This window comes from Stenotrophomonas sp. RG-453 (assembly GCF_033843685.1).
Lineage (GTDB): Bacteria > Pseudomonadota > Gammaproteobacteria > Xanthomonadales > Xanthomonadaceae > Stenotrophomonas > Stenotrophomonas bentonitica_A.
Window position 1 is genome coordinate 169,297 of sequence record NZ_JAMYED010000005.1, and the last position, 17,702, is coordinate 186,998.

Consider the following 17,702-nt stretch of genomic DNA (forward strand, 5'->3'; position numbering starts at 1 on the left):
TCGGTAGCCGCGATCCCGCCCGGCCTGGCGCCGGGTTCTCCCTTCGCTCCAGGCCCTGCCATGTCCCGTGCTGATTTTTACCTGATCGCCAAGCCCCGCTTCCTGACCGAGCCCTTGCGGCTGGTCTGTGAGCTGGCCCGCAAGGCCAACGACGCCGGGCTGTTCACCCTGGTGCTGGCACGCGACCAGGCCCAGGCCGAAGAACTGGACGAACTGCTGTGGGCGTTCGACAACGATGCCTACATCCCGCACCAGATCGCCGGCGAAGACATGGACGAGGAAGAGGCGCTGGTGCTGATCGCCGTTCCCGGTACCGAGGCCCCGGCCCGGCCGCTGGTCATCAACCTGCGTGACGATCCTTACCTGGCCGCCTGCGACCGCGTGCTGGAGGTGGTCCCGGCCGACCCGGAAGCGCGCGAACCGCTGCGCGAGCGCTGGCGCCAGTACAAGGCGCTGGGCTTTGAGCTGAACAAGTACGACATGTAACCCGCGTGGCGTCCGTCCGGTCGCCGCCGCCCCCGGAGACCCTTGATGCGCCTGTTGATCGCCCTGATCTTTCCCTGGTCCGCCTTCTTCACCATCGGCCGCCCGATCGCAGGCATCCTCAACGTCTCGAAGGTAGCGCCGACTGTCAGTCGGCTGTCCCTGTCTGGCTGGCGGCCCGCCGCGATCTGGGCCGCCTGCGCGGTCTCACCGTTCCATACCGGCCAGAAGATCCGTCGCGCCTTAGGGCGCTGAGCTTCCGGCACCCCCACCTTCCGTATTCGATCCTGGTTCCCGCATGACCCAACTCGCCTCCAGCTACGACCCGAAAACCTTTGAAACCGCGTTGTACGACGCGTGGGAGAAGGCCGGCCATTTCAAGCCGTCCGGCAAGGGCGAGCCGTACACCATCCTGCTGCCGCCGCCGAACGTGACCGGTACGCTGCACATGGGCCATGCCTTCCAGCAGACCCTGATGGATGCGCTGGTGCGCTACCACCGCATGCGCGGCTACGACACCTTGTGGCAGGTGGGTACCGACCACGCCGGCATCGCCACCGAAATGGTGGTGTCGCGCAACCTGGCGCTGGCCGGCCAGGGCGAAACCCGCGATTCGCTGGGCCGCGACGGCTTCATCGAAAAGGTGTGGGAGTGGAAGGCGCAGTCCGGTGACACCATCGAACGCCAGATGCGCCGCCTGGGCACCTCCAGCGACTGGTCGCGCAGCACCTTCACCATGGACCCGCAGCCGTCCGAAGCGGTGATCGAGGCCTTCGTGCGCTGGCACGAGCAGGGCCTGATCTACCGTGGCCAGCGCCTGGTCAACTGGGATCCGGTGCTGAAGACCGCCATTTCCGATCTGGAAGTGGAGAGCGTGGAGGAAGACGGCTTCCTGTGGTCGATCAGCTACCCGCTGGCCGATGGCAGCGGCACCCTGACCGTGGCCACCACCCGCCCGGAAACCATGCTGGGCGACACCGCGGTGATGGTGCACCCGGACGATGAGCGCTACGCGCACCTGATCGGCAAGAAGGTGAAGCTGCCGCTGACCGATCGCGAGATTCCGGTGATCGCCGATGATTACGTCGACCGCGAGTTCGGTACCGGCGTGGTCAAGGTGACCCCCGCCCACGATTTCAACGATTACCAGGTCGGCCTGCGCCACAACCTGCCGATGATCAACCTGTTCACCCCGGACGCGGCGATCAACGACAACGCCCCGGAGAAGTACCGCGGGCTGGACCGTTACGAGGCGCGCAAGGTGATCCTGGCCGAGCTGGAAGACCTGGGCATCCTGGTCGAGACCCGTGCACACAAGCTGCAGGTGCCGCGTGGCGATCGCACCCAGCAGGTGATCGAGCCGTACCTGACCGACCAGTGGTTCGTGAAGATGGACGTGCTGGCCAAGCGCGGCCTGGAGCTGGTCGAGAACGGCGGCATCCAGTTCGTCCCGGCCAACTGGATCAACACCTACCGCCACTGGATGGAGAACATCCAGGATTGGTGCATCAGCCGCCAGCTGTGGTGGGGCCACCGCATTCCGGCGTGGTTCGACGACGCGGGCAACTGCTATGTCGGCCGTGATGAAGCCGAGGCCCGCGCGAAGAACAATCTTGCCGCCGATGTCGCCCTGCACCAGGACAGCGACGTGCTGGAGACCTGGTTCTCCTCGCAGCTGTGGCCGTTCTCCACGCTGGGCTGGCCGAACGAGCAGGCGATGGACGCGCGCGGTTTCGAGCGCTACCTGCCGTCGTCGGTGCTGATCACCGGGTTCGACATCATCTTCTTCTGGGTGGCCCGCATGATCATGGCCACCGACAGCTTCACCGGGAAGATTCCGTTCAAGGACGTCTACATCACCGGCCTGATCCGCGATGCGCAGGGCCAGAAGATGTCCAAGTCCAAGGGCAACGTGCTCGACCCGCTGGACATCATCGATGGCATCTCCATCGAGGACCTGGTCGCCAAGCGCACCACCGGCCTGATGAAGCCCAAGGACGCGCCGAAGATCGAGAAGGCGACCCGCCGCGAATTCCCCGAGGGCATCATCGCCCACGGTGCCGATGCGCTGCGCTTCACCATCGCCGCGCTGGCCACCCACGGCCGCGATATCAAGTTCGACATGAACCGCGCCGAGGGCTACAAGAACTTCTGCAACAAGCTGTGGAACGCCAGCCGCTTCACCCTGATGAACACCGAGGGCAGCAGCTTCACCGGCGTGCCGCAGCCGCGTACCGATGCCGAGCGCTGGATTCTGGCGCGCCTGGCCGCGGTCTCGGCCGAAGCCCAGACGCATTACGCCAACTACCGCTTCGATCTGCTGGCGCAGTGCCTGTACGAATTCGCCTGGAACGAGTTCTGCGATTGGTTCCTGGAACTGACCAAGCCGGCCCTCAACGGTGCCGACGCCGATGACGCCAACAGCACCCGCCACACCCTGCTGTACGTGCTCGAAGCGCTGCTGCGCCTGCTGCACCCGCTGACCCCGTTCGTCACCGAGCAGTTGTGGCGCCAGGTCGCCCCGCGCCTGGGCATCACCGGCGACACCATCTCGCTGCGTCCGTACCCGACCGCCGAGGAGTTCGCGGGTGATTTCGCCCGTGCCGAAGCCGACGTGGAATGGCTGAAGTCGATGGTCAACGCGCTGCGCCGCGTGCGCAGCGAGTTGAACGTGCCGCCGTCCAAGCTGGTGCCGCTGCTGCTGCAGGGTGGCAACGACGACGACCGCGCGCGCATGACCCGTTTCACCTCGTCGCTGTCGTTCCTGCTCAAGCTGGAGCGCATCGAATGGCTGGCCAACGGCAGCGACACGCCGCCGGCCGCCGCTGCGATCGTGGGCGATCTCACCCTGCTGGTGCCGCTGGAGGGCCTGGTCGATCTGGGCGCCGAACGCGCGCGCCTGGACAAGGAAATCGCCCGGGTGGAATCGGAGAAGGAAAAGAGCGAGACCAAGCTGGCCAAGTTCACCGACAAGGTGCCGGCGGCCGTGGTCGAGCAGGAGCGCGTGCGCCTGGTCGAATGGACCGCCCAGCTGGATGGCCTGCGCTCGCAGCGCGCGAAGCTGTAAGCGCTGGGGGGAGGTAGTGCCACGCCATGCGTGGCTGCCTTCCGGGGCGGGATGACGCGCAGCCACCCATGGGTGGCTCCACCTTGGGCCGATGATGTCGCTGTCCATCTTCTGCATCGTGCTGTTCGCCGCCCTGCTGCATGCCAGCTGGAACGCGATCGTCAAACGCGGCACGGACAAGCTGATGACCACGCTGCTGGTCACCGGCTCGGCGGCGGTGATCGCCGCGATCGGCCTGCCGTTCCTGCCCGTACCCGCGCCGCAGAGCTGGCCGTGGCTGGCGACCTCCACACTGCTCCAGGTCGGGTATTACCTGCTGGTCGCCCGCACCTACCAGCTGACCGAGATGAGCGCGTCCTACCCGCTGATGCGGGGCTGCGCGCCCATCCTCGTCGCGCTGGTCAGCACACTGTTCCTCGGTGAGCGCCTTGAGTGGGTCGCCTGGGCCGGCATCGGGCTGATCTGCCTGGGCATCCTGTGCATGACACGCGGCACCTCGCGCCAACATCTGTGGTTGCCGCTGCTCAATGCCGGTGTCATCGCCACCTACACGCTGGTTGACGGCTGGGGTGCACGCCACTCCGGCGCTGCGGTGAGCTACACGCTGTGGCTGTTCCTGCTCTCCGGCCTGCCCTTGCCACTGTGGGCGCTGTGCACCCGGGCCAGCGCGCTGCGCGACTATGCCCGCCGCAACTGGGGCTACGGCATCATCGGTGGCATCGGCACGCTGGTCTCCTACGGACTGGCGCTGTGGGCCATGACGGTCGCGCCGATCGCGATGATCTCCGCGCTGCGCGAAACCTCGATCCTGTTCGGCATCCTGATCTCGGCCTGGATCCTGCACGAACGGGTCACCCGCCAACGCTGGATCGCCGCCGGCCTGATCGTGCTCGGGGCAGTGGTGCTGCGGATCACGTAGAGCCACCCCATGGGTGGCTGCGCCTGTCTCCGACAGCCACACCCCGTACGGGCCGGATCGAACAGCAGCCACCCATGGGGTGGCTCTACATCGGGACGTCAGAGCGGCGGCATCACCTGGATATCGTCGTCGACCAGTTCGATGGCCATCACCAGCGCGTCCTCGCGCCCCTCGCGGGCGGGGTAATAGCGCGGCCGGCGGCCGATCTCGTTGAAGCCCTCGCTGTGGTACAGCGCCACCGCCGGGGCATTGGACGGGCGCACTTCCAGGAACACGCGGTGCGCGCCGTGGTCGCGGGCCAGCTTCACCAGCGCGCGCAGCAGATGCCGGCCGTGGCCGCGCGACTGGCACAGCGGGTCCACGCAGATATTGAGGATATGGGCTTCATCGGCGGCGATGCTGAGCAGGCCGTAGCCCATCAGCAGGCCGTCCTCTTCCATCGCCAGGCCGGGATAACCGGCACGCAGGCAATCCTGGAAGATGCCGCGGGTCCACGGGTACGGATACCCGCGCACCTCGATCGCCATCACCGCATTGAGGTCGCTTTCGCGCAGCGCGCGCAGCGACAACGGCCGTGGCGAGCTCACCGCGCTCACGGGCGGTTCTTCCTGCGCAGGGCACGCAACTGCGGCCACAACGCACGCTTGGCGGCCGCACTGCCGCGCAGTTCATCCAGGTTCCAGCTGGCCATCAAGGCCTGGGTATCCGGTTCGGCAGGGTTGCAGCCGGAGGCACGCAGCAGCGCGATCTGCAGGCGATCAGGCATCCGCACCGCGGCGCGGCGGCCACCGCTCGCGCGCACGGGTGTCGCGGCCGGCGGGCTGCTGGGCGCGCCTGCTTCCACCGTGCGCGGGGCACTGCGCCGTACCGGTGCGGGCGCGTCCGCCGATGGCGCCGGCCGTGCGGGGCGTACGGGCACCGGCGGCTCGGCCACCGGGGCCGCGCGCAGCTCGATCTCCGGCATCACCACCGCCTCGGGCGCGACACTGCCGTCGACGAACACCGTGTAGCCCATGGCCTGCAGCCAGGACTGCTGCGCCGGCGACCACAATGGCGGCAGCGCCTGCCCGCTCACGCGTTCGGCTCGACCGGCCTGCGGGTGCGTTGCCACACCCAGTAGCACGGGCCGGACAGGGCATACACCAGGCCCACCGCGAACAGCACGCGCGGCAGATCGATGACCATGATCGCGATGGCGATCGGCACCAGGGCCAGCGCCAGGAACGGCACGCGGTCCGCGCGCGGCCCTTTCTCGCCACTGCCCTTGAAGCTCCAGAAGCGGATCCGGCTGACCATCAGCAGGGCCGAGACCAGGGTCACGCCGAGGGCGACGTAGCGCAGCTGGTTGCCGTCCCAGCCCAGGTTGCCATCGGCGAAGGCCCAGACGAAGGACATCATCAGGCCGGCGGCAGCCGGGCTGGCCAGCCCGATGAACCAGCGCTTGTCGACCACCGTGACCTGGGTATTGAAGCGGGCCAGGCGCAACGCGGCGCAGGCGGCATACAGGAAGGCGACCGCCCAGCCGACGCGGCCGAGTACCGGGTCGTCGAACTTCAGCCAGGACAGCGACCAGTGGTACATCACCAGGGCCGGGGCCATGCCGAAGCTGACCAGGTCGGCCAGCGAGTCGTACTGCACGCCGAATTCGCTGCTGGTCCCGGTCAGCCGGGCCACGCGGCCGTCCAGGCCGTCCATGACCGCCGCGACGAACACGGCGATGGCGGCATTGACGAAGTCGCCGTTGGCCGCGGCGATGATCGCGTAGAAGCCGGCGAACAGGCCTGCGGTGGTGAACAGGTTGGGCAGCAGGTAGATGCTGCGCGAGCGCGGCGGGGGTTTCAGTTGATCCATGCGGCCAGTTTAGTGGCTGCGGTGCCCTTTGGGGCAGTGCCAGCGCGCCGCGCCCTGCCATTGCTGCCGTGATCGGCTTGCCAGCGCCGGCCCGGGGTGCTGCAATCGCGCTTCTGCCCCGTCTCCGGAGTCGCCATGCGTGCCCTGTCCCGTCTGAGCGCCCTGCTGCTGCTCGCCAGTGCGACGGCCAGTGCCGGCAACGTCTATAAGTGGAAAGACGCCCATGGCGTGACCCAGTATTCGGAGAAGCCGCCCACCGGGCAGAAATACGAGGCCCGCCAGGTCCAACACCGCGACCCGGCCCCGCGCGAGGCGGCGGCCGCCCCGGCCGAGAACAGCGACTGCACCACCGCCCGCGGCAATATCGTCCTGCTCGATGGGCCAGGCAAGGTCATGCAGGACACCGATGGCGACGGCAAGGCCGATACCGCCCTGACCGACGCGCAGCGCAGCGCCCAGAGGACCCTGGCCGAGGCCGCCATCCAGGCGTACTGCACGCCCAAGGCCTGAGCCGCCGGTCCCCGCAAGGGCCAAAAACCACCGCCAGCACCCATCGCGGCGGCCGGACTGGCAGAATATCGGCTTCTGCCGTTCAGCGAAGCCGACGATGCGCCTCTCCCAGTTCCACCTGCACACCACCAAGGAAACCCCCAGCGACGCGGAGCTGACCAGCCACCGCTTGATGCTGCGCGCGGGCATGATCCGCAAGCTGGCCTCGGGGCTGTACACCTGGTCGCCGCTGGGCCTGCGCGTGCTGCGCAAGGTCGAGCGCATCGTGCGTGAGGAAATGGAGCGTGCCGGCGCGGTGGAATTCCAGATTCCGACCCTCCAGCCCAAGGAACTGTGGGAAGCCACCGGCCGCTGGGAAAAGTTCGGCCCGCAGCTGCTGAAGATCAAGGACCGCAAGGAGCAGGTCTTCTGCTACAGCCCGACTGCCGAAGAGGCCGCTGCCGATTTCGCGCGCCAGGAGCTGTCCAGCTACAAGCAGCTGCCGGTCAATTTCTTCCAGATCCAGACCAAGTTCCGCGACGAGATCCGCCCGCGTTTCGGCGTGATGCGCGCGCGCGAGTTCCTGATGAAGGATGCGTACTCCTTCCACCTGCACGATGAGTGCCTGGTGCGCGAGTACGAAAACATGAAGTCGGCCTATGCCCGCATCTTCACCCGCCTCGGCCTGGATTTCCGCATGGTGCAGGCCGACTCCGGCGCGATCGGTGGCGACGCCTCGCAGGAATTCCACGTGATCGCCGAGTCCGGCGAAGACGCGCTGGTGTTTTCCACCGGCTCGGATTACGCCGCGAACATGGAAGCGGCCATCGCCGCGGCCCCGGGCGAGCGCCCGGCCGCCAGCGAAGCACTGCGCAAGGTCGACACGCCCACGCAGAAAACCTGTGAAGCGGTGGCCGCCCTGCTCGGCCTGGGCCTGGAGCGCACGGTCAAGTCGATCGCGATCATGAGCGAGGGCGGCTTCGTGCTGGCGCTGGTGCGTGGCGATCACGACGTCAATGAAATCAAACTCGGTAAAGTCGAGGGCCTGCAGGGCTACCGCATGGCCAGCGAGGCGGAGATCGCCACGCACCTGGGCAGCCAGCCCGGTTTCCTCGGCCCGCTCAATCCGGCCCAGCCGATCCGCATCGTCGCCGACCGCGACGTCGCCGCGCTGGCCGATTTCGTCGTCGGCGCCAACGAAGCCGGTTTCCACATCGCCGGCGTCAACTGGGGCCGTGACCTGCCCGAACCGGAAGTGGCGGACATCCGCAACGCCAAGGCCGGTGATCGCGCCGCCGATGGGGGTGAGCTGAAAATCGCGCGCGGCATCGAGGTCGGCCACGTGTTCCAGCTCGGCCGCCAGTATGCGCAGGCGTTGAATGCGACCGTGCTCGACGAGAACGGCAAGGCTGCGGTATTGGCGATGGGCTGCTACGGCATCGGCATTTCGCGCATCGTGGCTGCGGCGATTGAACAGAATCATGACGACGCCGGCATTATCTGGCCCGACGCGATGGCGCCGTGGCAGGTAGTGGTCTGCATGATCAACCCGAAGCAGGACGAGACCGTGTCGGCCACTGCCGCCGAGCTGCTTGCACAGCTGCAGGCCGCCGGCCTGGACGTGGCCCTGGACGACCGCGGCCTGCGCCCGGGCGCGATGTTTGCCGACATGGAACTGATCGGCGTGCCGCACCGGATCGTGGTGTCCGAACGCGGTGTCGCCGCCGGCACGTTCGAGTACCGCGCGCGCAGCGCGGCCGAAGCGGAAGTCCTGGACAAGGACGCACTGCTGGCGAAGTTGACGCAGTAATGACAAAGGCCGGGTGAATAACCCGGCCTTTTCAATGGCGGACCCGGTTTCAATATCTCCGGTTTGTTTGTGTATTTCGCAAAAGAGAATGTATGCTGTTTCCGATGCCAAGGACCGGCTCACCCTGTCCTTAATATATTGCGGAGTAGTAGATGAGCATTGACCTGAGCGGCCTGTCCGCCAAAGAGCTGGGCGCGCTGATCAAGAACGCCAAGAAGCAGCAGACCATCGTGGCCAAGCGTCCGGCGATCAGCAAGGTCCGCGCGCAGCTGACCAAGCTGGCCAAGGCCCAGGGCTATTCGGTGGAAGAACTGTTCGGCGGCGCCGCCCCGGCCGCACGCGGTCGTGCCGCGGGCAAAGCGACCAAGGCCCCGGCCAAGGCCGTGCGCAAGCTTGGCAAGGTGGCCCCGAAGTACCGCAATCCGGCCAACCCGAAGGAAACCTGGACCGGCCGTGGCAAGCAGCCGCGCTGGCTGGCCGCGCATACCGCCAAGGGCAAGAAGGTCGAAGAGTTCCTGATCAAGAAGTAAGCCGGTCAGTTACTGACGCACATGGACACGCCGGCCTCGCGCCGGCGTTTTCGTTCCTGGTGCACACCTGCGCGATGGCCGCGGCGGTCAAAGATTCTTGCGTGCCGGGATCAGCAGATTGCCGAACAGCAGCCCGGCCACCAGTGCCATCACCACGTTGAGCACGGTCATCAGCACGGTCTGGCCGGCGCTCATGTCCTGCTGCTGGACCAGGGTCAGCACGCCACGCAGGCTGGTACTGCCGGGCACCAGCATGATGATGCCGGGCAAGCGGATGATCGCGCCCGGGCGCTGCGCCAGGCGACCAAACAGGTTGCCTGCGGCCGTGAGCAGCATCGCCGACATGAAAATGCCGGCCGGTATGCCCCACGCCTGGCCCGCGAATTTTGAAATCGCATAGCCGGCCACCGCCGCGGCCATCACCCACGGAAAATCGCGCCGGTTGGCTTTGAACAGCATCGCGAACGCGAAGGCGGCCAGCAGCAACGCACCCCACTCGACCCAATCGGCCTGTGGACGCGACGCGCGCACCAGTGGTTCCAGCCCGACGATGCCGGACAGGGTCACCGCGATCACCGCGCCCACCGTCAGTTTCAGAATCGTGGTCACCGCACCGGCGAAGCGTGCCGTCCCCGAGACCCAGTGCTGGCTGGCCAGTTCGTTGACCGCATTGGTCAGCGACATCCCGGGCAGCAGCACCACCAGCGAGGCGATGATCACCGTATTGAGGTTGAGCGCGCCGATGAACGAGGCCACCAGCGTTGCCACCGAACCGGCAAGCAGCGCCGCCAGGGCTTCGTTGGCCTCGCGCGTGGCCGGGCGGCGGTCGGTGTACATGCCCATGACGCCGATCAGCAGGCCGATCACGCCGGCGGTGGCGATATCCAGCCACGGCAGTTTCCACAGCCCGGCCACGCCGGCCGCGCCGAGGCTGTAGGAGAGAATCGTGCGGACCTTGCCCCAGCGCCCGGGGTCCTTGTCCAGCTGCCGCAGCGCGGTATGCCCCTGCGCGATGCTCATGGTGCCGTTGGCCACCGCATCGGTGATCTGGTCGGCGATGCTGAGTTTATGCAGATCGTTTTCGCCGGGGGCCAGGCGGATCACGCGGGTGATGTCCGACGAACCGATAGCCTTGGTGGGGTCGCTGAAACTCAGGATCAGGCCGGTCGGGTTCGACCACGGCTCGCAATCCAGGTCCAGCCGCTGCGCCAGGGCGACCACCGCCGCCTCCAGCCGCTGCGCGGTGGTGCCATAGCTGTGCAGGCGCCCGGCCATTTCCGAAACGAAGGCCACGCGCTGAGCGTAGGTGGCCGGTGGTGCAACGATGGTGGGGGCGTCGGCAGACATGCGCCGTAGTATTACCCGAACACGCCCCGGCCTGAAGAATCCCGGTGTCATGATGCTGGCGCGCGCATGCCCGGCAGTGCCGAGCGGCGTGTACGGACCGGTCCGGCGCATACGCGAGCCATGCACCCGGACAGGGTATGCTGCGCGCAGGACGCCTACATGACCTCAGACCAAGCCCCCCATCTCGAGCAGGATGCCCAGGACCCCGGCCTGATCCGGTTGTCTGGCCATTGGACATTACGCACCGCGCTGGACGCGGCCGAAGTGCTGCGCGGCCTTCCGGAGAAAGTGACCGGCCTGGACGCCAGCGGCATTACCCTGCTCGATTCAGCCGGTGTGCTGCAGCTGCTGCGTGTCGCGCACCGCGCCGACCTGGGCGAGGACGCGGTGACGTTCCGCGAGGAGCATCGCGCGCTGGTCTCCACCATCGAGGAAGTCGCCGACGACCGGCCCAAGGCCAAACGCGACTTCGGCGTGCTGGCCGCGCTGGAGCGGCTCGGTGTCAGCGTGCACGGCATGGGCCACAACATCGTGGCGCTGGCCAGTTTCCTGGGCGAGAACCTGGTCAAGGGCGCGCGCCTGATCAAGGAACCGCGCCGCTTCCGTCTCACTGCTACCGTCGCGCAGATGGAGCAGGTCGGCCTGGACGCGGTGCCGCTGGTGGCCCTGCTGTCGTATCTGGTCGGCGCGGTGATCGCCTTCCTCGGCTCCACGATCCTGCGCGACTTTGGCGCGGAGATCTATGTAGTCGAACTGGTCAGCATCGCCTTCCTGCGCGAGTTCGCGGTGCTGTTGACCGCCATCGTGCTGGCCGGCCGCACCGCCAGTGCGTTCACCGCGCAGATCGGCGCGATGAAGGCCCGCGAAGAAATCGACGCGATGAAGACGCTCGGCCTGGACCCGGTCGACCTGCTGGTGCTGCCGCGCCTGATCGCCCTGCTGATCACCCTGCCGCTGCTGACCTTCATCGCGATGGTCGCCGGCCTGGCCGGTGGCATCACCGTCGGCGCGTTCGATCTGGACATCCCGCCGCAGATGTACATCGCGCGGATGCACGACACCATGGAAGTGCGCAACATGCTGGTCGGCCTGTCGAAGGCCCCGGTGTTCGCGCTGGTGATCGGCCTGATCGGCTGCCTGGAAGGCCTCAAGGTTGAAGGCACCGCGCAGTCGGTCGGCGAGCGCACCACCTCGAGCGTGGTGCAGGCCATTTCGCTGGTGATCATCCTCGACGCGTTCGCCGCGCTGTGGTTCATGAAGATGGGCTGGTAACCGATGAGCACCGATACCGCTCCGGCCATGGACCGCGACGACGCCGCCACCGGTGATGGTGAACTGCTGATCCGCGTGCGCGGGCTGACCAACCGTTTCGGCGCGCAGGTCGTGCACGACGGGCTGGACCTGGACGTGCGCCGCGGCGAGATTCTCGGCGTGGTCGGCGGCTCGGGTACCGGCAAGTCGGTGTTGATGCGCAGCATCCTCGGCCTGCGCACGCCCGATGACGGCCAGATCGAGGTACTCGGCGTCGACGCCCGTTCCAGCGACCCGGCCAACCGCCTGCATATCGAACGCAATACCGGCGTGTTGTTCCAGGATGGCGCCCTGTTCTCCTCGCTCACCGTGGGCGAGAACGTACAGGTGCCGCTGAAGGAACACCACGGCGAGTTGCCCGAGCGCTGGCATTACGAGCTGGCCCTGCTCAAGGTGAAGCTGGCCGGCCTGCCGGCCGATGCGATCAACAAGCTGCCCTCGCAGCTGTCCGGCGGCATGCGCAAGCGCGCCGGCCTGGCCCGGGCGCTGGCGCTGGACCCGCCGCTGCTGTTCCTGGACGAGCCTACCGCCGGGCTGGATCCGATCGGCGCGGCCGCCTTCGACCGCCTGATCAAGACCCTGCAGGAAGCGCTGGGCCTGACGGTCTTCCTGATCACACATGATCTGGACACGCTGTATGCGATCTGTGACCGGGTGGCGGTGCTGGCCGACAAGAAAGTCATCGCCAATGCCCCGCTCCACGAGATCGAACAACTGGACCACCCGTGGATCCAGGAGTACTTCCACGGACCGCGCGCGCGTGCTGCGCGCGATGCAAAGCACGAGAGCGAGTAAGCCATGGAAACCAAAGCCAATTACGTCCTGATCGGCGCCTTCACCCTGATAGTGGGCCTGGCGCTGCTGGCCTTCGGCCTGTGGGCCGCCAAGTACTCCTCCGACCGCACCTGGACCGAGTACCGCGTGGTGTTCCGCGAGGCCGTCACCGGCCTGTCGGTCGGCAGCCCGGTGCAGTACAACGGCATCGCGGTCGGCTCGATCACCGAACTGAACCTGGTACCGGACGATCCGCGCCAGGTGGTCGCACGGATCCGCCTGAACTCCAATACGCCGGTCAAGACCGACACCCGCGCCAAGCTGGCGATCACCAGCCTGACCGGCCCGTCGATCATCCAGCTCAGTGGCGGCACGCCGCAGTCGCCCGCGCTGACCGCGGTCAACAAGGATCCGGCCCCGATCATCCCGACCACCCCCTCGGCGCTGCAGAACATCACCGACGTGGCCAACCGCATCGTCGAGCGCATGGACCAGGTGCTCAGCGACCGCAACGTGGCCAGCATCAACGCCACCCTGGCCAACCTGGAAACCATCAGCGGCGGCCTGGCCGACCGCGACCAGGGTACCCAGGCGCTGCTGCTGAGCGCGCGTGATGCCGCCCGCAGCCTGGATGTGACCCTCAAGAGCACCAACGGCACCATCCAGCGGCTGGACAAGAATCTGGTGCAGCAGCTGCCGCCGATCCTGGACAAGCTGGAAACCACGCTGAGCAAGCTGGACTCGGCGGCCGGCAATGCCGATTCGATCCTTGGCGAGAACCGTGCCGCGATCAACAGCTTCGCCAATGATGGCCTGGCCCAGCTCGGCCCGACCCTGACCGAGCTGCGCGGCCTGATCCGCGACCTGCGCCGGGTCAGCGACCGCCTGGACAACAACCCGGCACGCTATCTGCTCGGCCGTGACGCACCCAAGGAGTTCGAACCCAAATGAGCCACGCGACCTTCTTCCGGCCCCTGCTGCCGATCGCCCTGATCGCCGCGCTTGGCGGCTGCTCGCTGCTGGGCAGCAACGAACGCAGCGCGGTGACGATCTATTCGCCCGTGGTGCGCATCCAGGCCGACCCGAGCTGGCCGACCGTCGATTGGCAGCTGGTGCTGGTCAAGCCCAGCGCCGCCCGCGTGGTCGACAGCCCGCGCATCAACGTCCGTCCGACCCCCTCCGAGCTGGAGGTCTACAAGGGCGTGAGCTGGGCCCAGCCGGCCACCGACATGCTCGACGACGCGCTGGTGCGCGGCTTCGAGGATTCCGGCCGCATCAACGGCGTGGCCCGGGTCACCACCGGCATCCGCGCCGACTACAAACTGGCCATGGACGTGCGCCGTTTCGAAGCCGATTACCGCGGCCAGGCCACGCCGACCGCGCTGATCGAAGTGAACGCCAAACTGATCCACGTGATCGACCAGCGCGTGGTCGCCGACCGCACCTTCCGCCAGGAAAACCCGGTCGGCAGCACCGACGTCGCCCAGGTCACCGCCGCGCTGGAACAGGGGCTGCAGACACTGACCACGAACGTGGTGGGCTGGACGCTGGTGACCGGCGAGCAGGATCACGCCCGCAGCGCGGTTACCCCTGCCCGGGTGCGTTGATCCAGCGGAACGTGAGATTGAGGCGCTCGGCCAGCGGTCGCGCGCTTTTGGGCAGGGAATGCTGGTAATGGCGCTGGGTCTGCCCCCCCATCACCAGCAGATCGCCATGGTCCAGCAGGACCTCGGCCTTTTTCGCATGGTCGTCCCGGCGCCGCAGCAGGAACCGCCGCCCCGCGCCCAGGCTCAGTGACGCGATCACCGGCGCCGGCCCGAGCTCGGGCTCGTTGTCACTGTGCCAGCCCATCCCGTCATCACCATCGCGGTAACGGTTGAGCAGCACGCTGTTGAACGCGTGGCCACAGAATGCGGCCAGCTGATCCCGAAGCGGCAGCAGCGCCGGATGCCACGGCTGCGGCACGAACTCGGTACCGGAATAGCGGTAGCGGGCGGCCGGGTCGCCCATCCAGCAGCTCAGCCGCGGGGAATCGACCTGGCGGCCGAACATGCGGATCCTGTGCACCTCCCACGGGACATCCTCGCGCAGCGTGCGCTGGAGGGTGTCGGCGGCGTCGCGGGGCAGCCAGTGGCGGTGCCAACTCACCTCGGCCTCGCGCAGATGCAGATCCATGGAATCCTCAACGACTATCGTGGTGCCCGTCGCACGGGCACCACGGCGGCGACAGCGATCAGGCCTGGCCGAAGGCCACGCCGGTCTTTTCCTTCAGCTCATCGATACCCACGCCCGGCGCGGACTCGATCAGCACCAGGCCCTTGTCGGTGACATCGAACACGGCCAGGTCGGTGATGATGCGATCGACCACGCCAACCCCGGTCAGCGGCAGATTGCACTCGGACAGAATCTTGTGCTCGCCGTTCTTGGCGGTGTGCTCCATCAGCACCACCACGCGCTGCACGCCGGCGACCAGATCCATCGCCCCGCCCATGCCCTTGACCATCTTGCCGGGCACCATCCAGTTGGCCAGATCGCCCTTGTCGGTGACCTGCATCGCGCCGAGGATGGCCAGGTTGATATGACCGCCACGGATCATCGCGAAGCTGTCGTGGCTGCCAAAGTAGCTGGCGCCCGCGCGTGCGGTCACCGTCTGCTTGCCGGCGTTGATCAGGTCGGCATCCACTTCGGCTTCGGTCGGGAACGGGCCGATGCCCAGCAGCCCATTCTCGGACTGCAACCACACGTCGACGCCGTCGGGAATATGGTTGGCCACCAGGGTCGGCAGACCGATGCCCAGGTTCACGTACGCACCGTCGGTCAGCTCGCGCGCGGCGCGCTGTGCCATTTCATCACGGGTCCAGGCCATCTCAGTTCGCCTCCTGGCGCACGGTACGCTGTTCGATACGCTTCTCGGGGTGCGGGTTGTGCACGATGCGGTGCACGTAGATGCCCGGCAGATGCACCTGGTCCGGGTCGATGCTGCCCACCGGCACCACCTCTTCCACTTCCACGATGCACAGCTTGCCGGCCATCGCGCAGGCCGGGTTGAAGTTGCGCGCGGTCTTTCGGAACACCAGGTTGCCGGGCTCGTCGGCCTTCCACGCCTTGACCAGCGCGATGTCGGCGCGCAGCGCGGTCTCCATCACGTAGTGCTTGCCGTCGAACTCGCGGGTTTCCTTGCCTTCGGCCACCACCGTGCCGTAGCCGGTCGCGGTGAAGAAGGCCGGAATGCCCGCACCGCCGGCGCGCAGCCGCTCGGCCAGGGTGCCCTGCGGGTTGAACTCCAGCTCCAGCTCGCCGGCCAGGTACTGACGCTCGAACTCCTTGTTCTCGCCCACGTAGGAGGAGATCATCTTGCGGATCTGGCGGGTCGCCAGCAGCTGGCCGAGGCCGAAGCCATCCACACCCGCATTGTTGGAGATCACGGTCAGGTCCTTGGCACCGGTATCGCGCAGCGCGGCGATCAGGGCCTCGGGAATACCGCACAGGCCGAACCCGCCGACCGCCAGGGTCTGGCCATCGGCGATGGCGCCTTGCAGCGCTTCAGCCGCACTGGCGTACTGCTTGCCACGTCGCCCGGCGTTGTCTGGGGACTTGCTCATCTACGCCCTCACCTCGTTGATGTAAGCGGCCATTGTAGCCATTGCCCGGGGCTTTCCCTGCCCCATGGGTCCGGCGTCGACCCGGCCCGCGCCGGTGAAAACGATTCCCATACACGGCAGCGGCTAAACTAGTGCGCTGACTGTCAGAAGGACTGAATAGATGACGCTCCCCGCATTCAAGGCGTACGACATCCGCGGCCGGGTTCCGGATGAACTGAACGAAGATCTGGCCCGCCGCATCGGCGTGGCCCTGGCCGCCCAGCTGTCGCCCGGCACGGTGGTGGTGGGCCACGATGTCCGCCTCACCAGCGGGGCCCTGCAGGATGCCCTGGCAGCCGGCCTGCGCGGCGCCGGCCGCGAGGTGCTCGACATCGGGCTGTGCGGGACCGAAGAAGTCTATTTCCAGGTCGACCACCTGAAGGCGGCCGGCGGGGTGATGGTCACCGCCAGCCATAATCCGATGGATTACAACGGCATGAAGCTGGTCAAGGAGCAGGCCCGTCCGATCAGCTCCGATACCGGCCTGTTCGCGATCTCCGACGCGGTCGAGGCCGACCAGGCCCCCGCAGCCGAGCCGAGCGCCGGCCTGCAGTCGCATCCGGACAAGAGCGCCTACATCGCCCACCTGCTGAGCTACATCGAGCCCAAGGCGCTCAAGCCGCTGAAGCTGGTGGTCAATGCCGGCAACGGCGGCGCCGGCACGATCGTGGATCTGCTCGCCCCGCACCTGCCGCTGGAGTTCATCCGCATCTGCCATGAACCCGACGGCAGCTTCCCCAACGGCATCCCCAACCCGCTGCTGCCGGAGAACCGCGAGCTCACCGCGCAGGCCGTGCGCGAGCATGGCGCGGACTTCGGCATCGCCTGGGATGGCGATTTCGACCGCTGCTTCTTCTTCGACCACAATGGCCGCTTCATCGAAGGCTATTACCTGGTCGGCCTGCTCGCCCAGGCGATCCTGGCGCGCCAGCCCGGCGGCAAGATCGTGCACGACCCGCGCCTGACCTGGAACACGGTGGAAATGGTCGAGGAAGCCGGTGGCCAGCCGGTGCAGTGCAAGAGCGGCCATGCCTTCATCAAGGAGAAGATGCGCTCGGAAAATGCCGTCTATGGCGGCGAGATGAGCGCGCATCACTATTTCCGCGAGTTCGCCTACGCCGATTCCGGGATGATCCCGTGGCTGCTGATCGCCGCGCTGGTCTCCGAGTCCGGCCGCTCGCTGGCCGACCTGGTCGAGGCGCGCATGCAGAAGTTCCCGTGCAGCGGCGAGATCAACTTCAAGGTGGCCGACGCCAAGCGTTCCGTCGCCCGCGTGATGGAGCACTACGCCGCGCAGGCGCCGTCGCTGGACCACACCGATGGCATCAGCGCCGATTTCGGCGACTGGCGCTTCAACCTGCGCAGCTCCAATACCGAGCCGCTGCTGCGCCTGAATGTTGAAACCCGCGGCGACGCAGCGCTGCTGCGCGCACGCACCGACGAAATTTCCCAGTTGCTCAAGGACGCCTGAGGCGAATAC

Annotated in this window: 18 protein-coding genes and 1 pseudogene; 12 read left to right on the top strand and 7 right to left on the bottom strand. The window is 67.2% G+C overall.

From position 1 onward, the window contains the following. Positions 1-60: 60 nt before the first annotated feature. The 4 genes from NJD74_RS11420 to NJD74_RS11435 all read left to right on the top strand — a co-directional run bounded on the left by NJD74_RS11420 (position 61) and on the right by NJD74_RS11435 (position 4,469). The gene (locus tag NJD74_RS11420) at positions 61-486 is read left to right on the top strand and encodes a DNA polymerase III subunit chi (RefSeq protein WP_046273804.1); all 426 of its coding nucleotides are present in this window, start codon (positions 61-63) and stop codon (positions 484-486) included. A 45-nt stretch (positions 487-531) separates the two neighbouring features. Next, positions 532-738 (top strand): proteolipid membrane potential modulator, encoded by a 207-nt coding sequence (locus NJD74_RS11425; RefSeq protein ID WP_070471683.1) that lies wholly within the window; start codon positions 532-534, stop codon positions 736-738. A 43-nt stretch (positions 739-781) separates the two neighbouring features. Beyond that, a complete protein-coding gene (locus NJD74_RS11430) occupies positions 782-3,550 on the top strand; it encodes a valine--tRNA ligase (protein ID WP_102788992.1) in 2,769 nt (922 codons plus the stop codon). A gap of 94 nt (positions 3,551-3,644) precedes the next feature. Continuing rightward, positions 3,645-4,469, top strand: a complete 825-nt coding sequence (locus tag NJD74_RS11435; RefSeq protein ID WP_102789035.1) for a DMT family transporter — start codon at positions 3,645-3,647, stop codon at positions 4,467-4,469. Between the two features lie 98 nt (positions 4,470-4,567). Here the strand turns inward: NJD74_RS11435 and rimI are convergent, their stop codons facing one another. Genes rimI through pssA form a run of 3 tightly spaced genes read right to left on the bottom strand, consistent with a single transcriptional unit; the run spans position 4,568 to position 6,320 of the window. Beyond that, positions 4,568-5,065 carry a ribosomal protein S18-alanine N-acetyltransferase gene (gene rimI / locus NJD74_RS11440; protein ID WP_019182560.1) on the bottom strand — a complete coding sequence of 166 codons (498 nt, stop codon included), beginning with the start codon at positions 5,063-5,065 and terminating at the stop codon, positions 4,568-4,570. Next, positions 5,062-5,544, bottom strand: a complete 483-nt coding sequence (locus NJD74_RS11445) for a hypothetical protein (protein ID WP_102788991.1) — start codon at positions 5,542-5,544, stop codon at positions 5,062-5,064. The genes rimI and NJD74_RS11445 overlap by 4 nt, the downstream gene beginning before the upstream one ends. Then, positions 5,541-6,320 (bottom strand): CDP-diacylglycerol--serine O-phosphatidyltransferase, encoded by a 780-nt coding sequence (pssA, locus tag NJD74_RS11450; RefSeq protein WP_019182562.1) that lies wholly within the window; start codon positions 6,318-6,320, stop codon positions 5,541-5,543. Before pssA ends, NJD74_RS11445 begins: the two co-directional genes overlap by 4 nt. A 135-nt stretch (positions 6,321-6,455) precedes the next feature. On the opposite strand from pssA, the gene NJD74_RS11455 reads away from it, so the two are divergent. The 3 genes and pseudogenes from NJD74_RS11455 to NJD74_RS11465 form a co-directional block, all read left to right on the top strand. Continuing rightward, entirely contained in the window at positions 6,456-6,830 is a 375-nt protein-coding gene (locus NJD74_RS11455) for a DUF4124 domain-containing protein (RefSeq protein ID WP_019182563.1), read from the top strand. A gap of 97 nt (positions 6,831-6,927) precedes the next feature. After that, positions 6,928-8,619: a proline--tRNA ligase gene (locus NJD74_RS11460; RefSeq protein ID WP_070471681.1), complete on the top strand. Its 1,692-nt coding sequence runs from the start codon at positions 6,928-6,930 to the stop codon at positions 8,617-8,619. A gap of 152 nt (positions 8,620-8,771) precedes the next feature. Continuing rightward, positions 8,772-9,146: pseudogene (locus NJD74_RS11465) on the top strand (H-NS histone family protein); the annotation flags it as partial. Positions 9,147-9,236: 90 nt separating this feature from the next. Here NJD74_RS11465 and NJD74_RS11470 read toward each other — a convergent pair. Continuing rightward, entirely contained in the window at positions 9,237-10,496 is a 1,260-nt protein-coding gene (locus tag NJD74_RS11470) for a threonine/serine exporter family protein (RefSeq protein WP_019182566.1), read from the bottom strand. Between the two features lie 159 nt (positions 10,497-10,655). Between NJD74_RS11470 and NJD74_RS11475 the strand changes: the two genes are divergently transcribed. Genes NJD74_RS11475 through NJD74_RS11490 form a run of 4 tightly spaced genes read left to right on the top strand, consistent with a single transcriptional unit; the run spans position 10,656 to position 14,188 of the window. After that, complete coding sequence (locus NJD74_RS11475) at positions 10,656-11,768, top strand: ABC transporter permease (protein ID WP_070426576.1); 1,113 nt, start codon at positions 10,656-10,658, stop codon at positions 11,766-11,768. A 3-nt stretch (positions 11,769-11,771) separates the two neighbouring features. Continuing rightward, positions 11,772-12,602, top strand: coding sequence for an ABC transporter ATP-binding protein (locus NJD74_RS11480; protein WP_102788990.1), 831 nt, complete (start codon positions 11,772-11,774; stop codon positions 12,600-12,602). A gap of 3 nt (positions 12,603-12,605) precedes the next feature. After that, on the top strand, positions 12,606-13,532 hold the full coding sequence (locus NJD74_RS11485; protein WP_019182569.1) for an MlaD family protein: 927 nt from the start codon (positions 12,606-12,608) through the stop codon (positions 13,530-13,532). Next, a complete protein-coding gene (locus NJD74_RS11490; protein WP_019182570.1) occupies positions 13,529-14,188 on the top strand; it encodes an ABC-type transport auxiliary lipoprotein family protein in 660 nt (219 codons plus the stop codon). Before NJD74_RS11485 ends, NJD74_RS11490 begins: the two co-directional genes overlap by 4 nt. Here NJD74_RS11490 and NJD74_RS11495 read toward each other — a convergent pair. From NJD74_RS11495 to NJD74_RS11505, 3 genes are read right to left on the bottom strand one after another with little or no spacing between them, the layout of a single operon-like run. After that, positions 14,166-14,756 (bottom strand): alpha-ketoglutarate-dependent dioxygenase AlkB, encoded by a 591-nt coding sequence (locus tag NJD74_RS11495; RefSeq protein WP_102788989.1) that lies wholly within the window; start codon positions 14,754-14,756, stop codon positions 14,166-14,168. The genes NJD74_RS11490 and NJD74_RS11495 overlap by 23 nt on opposite strands. Positions 14,757-14,814: 58 nt before the next feature. Beyond that, a complete protein-coding gene (locus tag NJD74_RS11500; protein WP_019182572.1) occupies positions 14,815-15,447 on the bottom strand; it encodes a CoA transferase subunit B in 633 nt (210 codons plus the stop codon). A gap of 1 nt (position 15,448) precedes the next feature. Beyond that, the gene (locus NJD74_RS11505; RefSeq protein ID WP_102788988.1) at positions 15,449-16,183 is read right to left on the bottom strand and encodes a CoA transferase subunit A; all 735 of its coding nucleotides are present in this window, start codon (positions 16,181-16,183) and stop codon (positions 15,449-15,451) included. A 160-nt stretch (positions 16,184-16,343) separates the two neighbouring features. On the opposite strand from NJD74_RS11505, the gene NJD74_RS11510 reads away from it, so the two are divergent. After that, positions 16,344-17,693, top strand: coding sequence for a phosphomannomutase (locus NJD74_RS11510; protein ID WP_102788987.1), 1,350 nt, complete (start codon positions 16,344-16,346; stop codon positions 17,691-17,693). Positions 17,694-17,702: the final 9 nt, after the last annotated feature.